Source organism: Bifidobacterium sp. LH_417 (assembly GCF_056357035.1).
In genome coordinates this window covers 1-5,410 of record NZ_JBKEVI010000034.1, presented here as the reverse complement: position 1 = coordinate 5,410, position 5,410 = coordinate 1, and the positions used below count along the sequence as shown (strand labels likewise).

The 5,410-nt window shown below is 62.5% G+C and carries 7 protein-coding genes; 2 read left to right on the top strand and 5 right to left on the bottom strand.

Annotated features, from left to right (window positions below; all coding sequences use genetic code 11):
- The first annotated feature begins 24 nt into the window (after nt 1-24).
- On the top strand, nt 25-138 hold the full coding sequence (locus tag AC1AYR_RS11675) for a hypothetical protein (RefSeq protein WP_476512643.1): 114 nt from the start codon (nt 25-27) through the stop codon (nt 136-138).
- 683 nt (nt 139-821) lie between these two features.
- On the opposite strand, the gene AC1AYR_RS11670 is transcribed toward AC1AYR_RS11675, so the two are convergent.
- The 4 genes from AC1AYR_RS11670 to AC1AYR_RS11655 all read right to left on the bottom strand — a co-directional run bounded on the left by AC1AYR_RS11670 (nt 822) and on the right by AC1AYR_RS11655 (nt 4,595).
- Nucleotides 822-2,039, bottom strand: coding sequence for an IS110 family RNA-guided transposase (locus AC1AYR_RS11670; RefSeq protein WP_476555180.1), 1,218 nt, complete (start codon nt 2,037-2,039; stop codon nt 822-824).
- A 409-nt stretch (nt 2,040-2,448) separates the two neighbouring features.
- Complete coding sequence (locus AC1AYR_RS11665) at nt 2,449-2,616, bottom strand: transposase family protein (RefSeq protein ID WP_476512696.1); 168 nt, start codon at nt 2,614-2,616, stop codon at nt 2,449-2,451.
- Nucleotides 2,553-2,897 carry a transposase family protein gene (locus AC1AYR_RS11660; RefSeq protein WP_476512695.1) on the bottom strand — a complete coding sequence of 115 codons (345 nt, stop codon included), beginning with the start codon at nt 2,895-2,897 and terminating at the stop codon, nt 2,553-2,555. The genes AC1AYR_RS11665 and AC1AYR_RS11660 overlap by 64 nt, the downstream gene beginning before the upstream one ends.
- 315 nt (nt 2,898-3,212) lie before the next feature.
- Complete coding sequence (locus AC1AYR_RS11655; RefSeq protein WP_476512694.1) at nt 3,213-4,595, bottom strand: ATP-binding protein; 1,383 nt, start codon at nt 4,593-4,595, stop codon at nt 3,213-3,215.
- Here AC1AYR_RS11655 and AC1AYR_RS11650 point away from each other — a divergent pair.
- A complete protein-coding gene (locus AC1AYR_RS11650; RefSeq protein ID WP_476512693.1) occupies nt 4,594-4,980 on the top strand; it encodes a tyrosine-type recombinase/integrase in 387 nt (128 codons plus the stop codon). The genes AC1AYR_RS11655 and AC1AYR_RS11650 overlap by 2 nt on opposite strands.
- A gap of 67 nt (nt 4,981-5,047) precedes the next feature.
- Here the strand turns inward: AC1AYR_RS11650 and AC1AYR_RS11645 are convergent.
- On the bottom strand, nt 5,048-5,410 hold a 363-nt coding region (locus tag AC1AYR_RS11645), incomplete at its 5' end, for a transposase (RefSeq protein ID WP_476512692.1).

Below are 5,410 nucleotides of genomic sequence, written 5' to 3'. Positions count from 1 at the left end.
AGGCTCGAGGCGTTCAACAACAGGATCAAAGTCACCATCCGCATGGCCTACGGCTTCCACAACGTGAACAACCTCATCGCCCTCGTCATGCTCCGATGCGGCGGACTCGACATACACCTACCCCAACCAAGAACCTAACCCACGAAAACAGCAGAAGCCCCCGATATCTGCTTCGGCGTCACAAATCCCGGAGAACAACGGCTTCGTCCGTAATCCGGGATGCTGAGCCGCTCCCAGTGTCCCGGATTCCGGAAACGGGCGGCATCATCCGTAGCCCGGGACGCTGAGCCCTTCTCAGCGTCCCCAATTCGGGGAATAGGCGGCGTCGTCCGTAATCCGGGATGCTGAGCCTCCCCCAGTGTCCCGGATTACGGACGATAGGGCCGTTCTCCCGAATCCGGGACTCCGTACGCTCCCAGTGTCCCGGATTCGGGAGATGAGTGGCTTCGTCCGTAATCCGGGATGCTGAGCCGCTCCCAGTGTCCCCAATTCGGGAAACGGGCGGCTTCGTCCGTAATCCGGGATGCTGAGCCGCTCCTAGCGTCCCGGATTACGGAGATAAGCGGCGTCGTCCGGGATTTGTGACGCTGAGCCGCGCTCCCGGCGTCAGGAATCCCGGACGATAGGGCTGTTCTCCGGGATTTGTGACGCTGGTGGCGAACTCCTGGGGTGATGCGGTGGGCGGCCCTCGGGCCGGGGGGGGGGTGTTCCTATGTTTTTGTCAACCTTTGTGGTTTGTCGTGTTGGCGGGTCGGGTTGTCTGTGTTGGGCGTGCTTCGCCCTGCCGCCGGTGTCCGGTTTGTGTTTGTCCGTCCGGGCTGTCAGGCGGCGAGGGTTGGTTCCTGGTAGAGGGTGCCGTTTTTGAGCATGCTGTAGATCACGTCGCAGCGTCGGCGGGCGAGGCAGATGATGGCGGCGTTGTGGTGTTTGCCTTGTTCGCGTTTGCGTTTGTAGTAGGCGATCGAGGGCGGGTGTTTGGTGCTGGCGACGAACGAGGATTGCCATAGCGCGTTCTTGAGTCGTTTGTTGCCGCCCCTTGCCGGTCTCTCGCCTTTGATGCTGGTGCCGGATTGGCCGGTGACCGGCGCGATGCCGGCGTAGGCGGCGAGGTGGGCGGCCGATCTGAAGTTGGCGATGTCGCCGCCGATGCCGAGGAGGATGTTGCTCGCGGTCCTGACGCCTATCCCGGGCATCGACGTCAGGACCTCGAGAAGAGGGTGGTCCTCCAGCAGGGCCTCGACCTGCGTGCCGATCTCGCGTCGCCGGTCCTTGATGGTCTTGATGTCGCGGGCGATGGAGGGGATGATGCCCTCGGCCGTGGCGGTGCCGGGCACGGTGACGGTCTGCTCGCCGATGGCCCTGAACATGTCGTCGATGATCCCGCCGGCGCGCAGCTTGCTGGCCTTGGCCCATTCCCTGACCTCGTCGATGCCGGCCTGCTTCATGCCCGTGGGGCCGCCGTAATGTTCGAGGAGCGCGAGGGTCGCGTCGCGGGTGGCGCGTTCCCCCTTCAGGACGCGTTCGAACGCGGGGTGGGTCTGCAGGAGCAGGCTGCGCAGGCGGTTGATGTGGCGCGTGGATTCGTGGGCGAGGTCCTCGTCGTGGCCGGCGAGCATTCTCAGCGCGGCGAGGGTCTCGTCGTCGCTGCCCGCGTCCCTGAGGCTCTCGGGCAGTTTGAGGGCGGCCCACGCGATCACGTACGCGTCCCTCTGGTCGGTCTTCGCGCTGCCGGGCAGGAGCTGCGCGGTCCTGCGCATGGCCGTGCCGGGCAGGTACGCGACCGTGACGTTCATGCTCCGGGCCACGGTCAGGGGCAGGGAGCCGATGGTGTTGGGCTGGTCGACGACCAGCAGCACGCGGCCGTGTTCGGACAGCCTCCCCAGCATGGCGCGGATGGCCCTCTCGTCCTGTTTCAGCGGCTTGTCGTACAGGGTGCTGCCGTCATGGTCGAGGGCGTGCGCGTGGTGCGCGCTCTTGCCCACGTCCAGTCCGACCCACACGTCGATGTCGTCCGGGCTCATCGTCGTATCTCCCGTCATGAGATGCCTTGGCCGCCGTGGACCCCGGGGTATGGAGTCCGGACGTCCGCGCCGCACCCACATTACGACAAGACCTGCGCCATGCGCCCCGACGCGTCCATGCGGCCGGCCTGGTTCCTATCAGCGGTCTGCGGACGCCCCCGCTCCCGGCGACAACACCCCCCGGATCATCAACGACAGGGCAGGAAAGTCATACCAGGACCGGCGACCCGGCCCCGACCATCGAGGCCTACCAAACATGGTAATGGACGAGGGCCAGAGCCGTATGGGGCATACGCACCAAAATGCGAAACCGGGGACGGCGCCGACAACGGCGCTCCCCGGCCCCCGCGTCATTGATCAGGCCCGAGCACTGGAAGCCGGCGAAATCATCCGCCGACGACACCGGGGGACGACACCGGCGACGGCATCATCGATTCCAGCCGCGTGCGGCGACGCGGCGGGCGATGTCGCCGGCGGTGCGCCACGCTACGTGCAGGAAACCGCTCACGGTCTTCTGGCTGGCGACCGTCATCAGCCACGCGCACTCCGCCTCGAAGTCTCTGGTGAACCTCGATCCGGGCTCGGCCCACGGCACGGAGGCGACCACGACGCCGCACCGGGGCAGTCCACGCGCGGCATCGCGGCGACCAGTTCGACCCTGAAGCAGCCGAAGTCCTGATGCCGCCAGCGGCGTACGCCGCCGCCTTGGTCATAGCCGTGTCGGCGTTTGCCGCATCGGGAGCATCCGGGCATGCCCGCACGCGGGCGCACGCGGATCTCGAGGACGGGTTCGGGGCGCAACGGGGAGTCGGCGATGCGCGCGTCCTCGACCACCATGCCTTTGACGTTGAGAAGCTGGTTGAATATGCTGTTCATCAGGCGCTTTTTGGCTGTGTTTTTCTTGGTCGTTAAACATCCTACCCAAAAAGCGCTCTTCTCTTACTCCCACAACGGTTCAACGACGAACCCACACCCACGAAAACAGCAGAAGCCTCCTTTTTGTTACGTCGGGATGCGGGCGGTGGGAGCTTGGGCGCCGTGGCTTTGCGTAACCGTTGCGGTGCACGCTGGGAGATGCTTGCGCGTCAAGCGCCGCCGCGCGCGGCAACTAATGTAATTTTCGCCTTAAACTAATGTAAAAAAAACGTCGACTAATGTAATTTCATCGGAATTACATTAGTCGACTGGGGGTCAGGAGTCCTGTCGTAGGTGCCATTTGGCCGATGAGGTTGCTCCGTCGGAGCTGATTTTCCCCTGTTTGCGTAAGGTCTGCAGCAGGTAGCTGACCCGGTTGGCCTGCTGCTGCTCGGACAGTCCTTCCGGCAGGGCGTGCCTGATTGCCGCGAGGATCTCGATTCTCGCGGACGGCCGTGAGCCAAGCAATTGAAGGATGAGCGCCTTACAGATTTGGTTATCCAATCCTTTGCTGCGGACGTACTCCTTCTGCTTGCCGAGGGCCTTCGCCACGGACGATGAGATCGTGAGTCGTGGATAACGCCCCTCCACCAGGCCCCGCGAACGCAAATCTTTGGCCTGGTCCTTGGTGATGGGCTGTTTTTTCTGCACCATGTCGAGCAATACCACGCTTTGCAGGTCCAGATCGGGGTATGTCGCCAAAAGCTGGGAGTACTTTTCGTCGATGACGGTGCCGAATATCGTGACCGATACGCGTGATGGCTGCGAGAGATCGTAGGTGGGCAGTGGCAGGCGGCGTTCGCGTTGAATGTCGAACACGCTGCGGATGCCGATCGCGTTCTGATCAATCATGCCGACTTTGCTCATGGCCTTTGCCAGCAGGGCGTTGCGATAGTAAGGGGGCTTGTAGCCGGGGGCCAGCGCCGCGTCGATGCTTCCGGGGATGAACGATCCCTCGTTGAGGAAGACCAGATGATCCTCGTATTCGAGCACGCTGATTTTCCCTGAAAGCCGGTAATCCTGATGGGCGATCGCGTTGTGCAGCAGTTCTCGAATGATCTCGGGGCTGTAACGCTGCGCGACTTCCGGGAACAGTGTGCTGGGGTCGGTGAAGAATCGGTACTTCTCGTTGCGTATCTTGGCCAGGACCTTGTCCACTTGCAGCAGGAATGGCGGCTCGAAGTGCTCGTATGAGGACACCTCCCCGTTCGATGAGTACAACGTCCATGTGATGCGTGGTCCCACGCCGCCGAGGAAGACGGTGGACTCGGGCTTGCCGAGCAGCACGAGAGCCGCATTGGTGACGTGATTATGTATCAGCAGGCCGATTTTCGCCAGAATCTCCGCATCGGACAGGTTCCCGGCCGCCTTTTGTGTGGGCGCGTACTTCTTGACATACTCATTGCATGCGAACCGTATCGCATCCGGGTCGAGATCGTCGACGGTGGTGTCGTAGGCGACCTGGCGCGACCAGTCTGGGCGCGACTGACTGTAGATGGCTGCGAGCTTGAACTGCGGCATTTGCACTAGAGACTCGTTCTCCCTTGACCAGGGGATGCCGCGCCATGTGGTCGGTGTGGCGAACGTTGCGGGCGGAATCTGGAACGCGATGACACGATGTCCGTCTATCTCAAGCTCGTAGATCTCCTCAAACGTCATGCCGTTATTGGTATGGAGCGTGATCTCTCGTTTGAGCTTCCGCAGTCCGATGCTGGGAACATGGCTTTCCTTGCGGTATCCGGTGCCGCAAAAGGTCCTGTTCGAGTCTCCGAGCGGCGGTTATGTGCATCCGCAGACGTTGGGACATCGATGTTGGTATAAGACGGCCGTCGAACAGTCAAAAACGCCGCCTCTGACAATTCACGACTTGCGGCATACCGCCGCTTCAATCGCCGTGCATTCGGGGGCGAACGTGAAGGCGATTCAGCGGATGTTAGGGCATTCGAGTGCGGCCATGACTTTGGATGTGTACGCCGACTTGTTCGACGATGATCTGGATGATGTGGCGGCGCGAGTTGATGCGGCACTTGAGAATCTTCAATAATCAGCGGTAATCAATCGGGATTGTAGGGTTTTTGGGCTCTTCGCATTTTGGCGTGTATGGCGTGTGGTTAGAGGTGGGTTTGGATGGCTTGTCTGAAGCCTCCGGTGTGGAGCAGGCTTCTGGTGATGTAGTTGTCGAGGTTGCGGAAGCCGAGGGTGATGCCCCTGAGGGTCTCGAGCCTGCCGTTGATGGCCTCGGTGGGCCCGTTCGCGCCGTTGGGGTGGTCGAAGAACGCGAGCACGTCGCCCATGCGGCGTTTGAGGGTGCGTCCGAGCGTGGCGAGTTCGGGGCATCCGGGCGCCGAGCCCCGGGAGGCGAGCGATTCGATGAGCTCGGCCATCATGCCCCGCCCCCTGCGCCGGTCCTCGTGCGCGTAGCAGGAGATGATCTTCTGGTACGCGCCGTGCGCGAGGGCGAGCGGCTTGTTCGC

What these genes read in the sequence shown, in the direction of transcription:
- AC1AYR_RS11670 (WP_476555180.1), bottom strand. Translation starts at nt 2,039, where the DNA reads ATGACGGGAGATACGACGATGAGCCCGGACGACATCGACGTGTGGGTC.
- AC1AYR_RS11660 (WP_476512695.1), bottom strand. Translation starts at nt 2,897, where the DNA reads ATGAACAGCATATTCAACCAGCTTCTCAACGTCAAAGGCATGGTGGTC.
- AC1AYR_RS11650 (WP_476512693.1), top strand. Translation starts at nt 4,594, where the DNA reads ATGCCGTTATTGGTATGGAGCGTGATCTCTCGTTTGAGCTTCCGCAGT.
- AC1AYR_RS11655 (WP_476512694.1), bottom strand. Translation starts at nt 4,595, where the DNA reads ATGACGTTTGAGGAGATCTACGAGCTTGAGATAGACGGACATCGTGTC.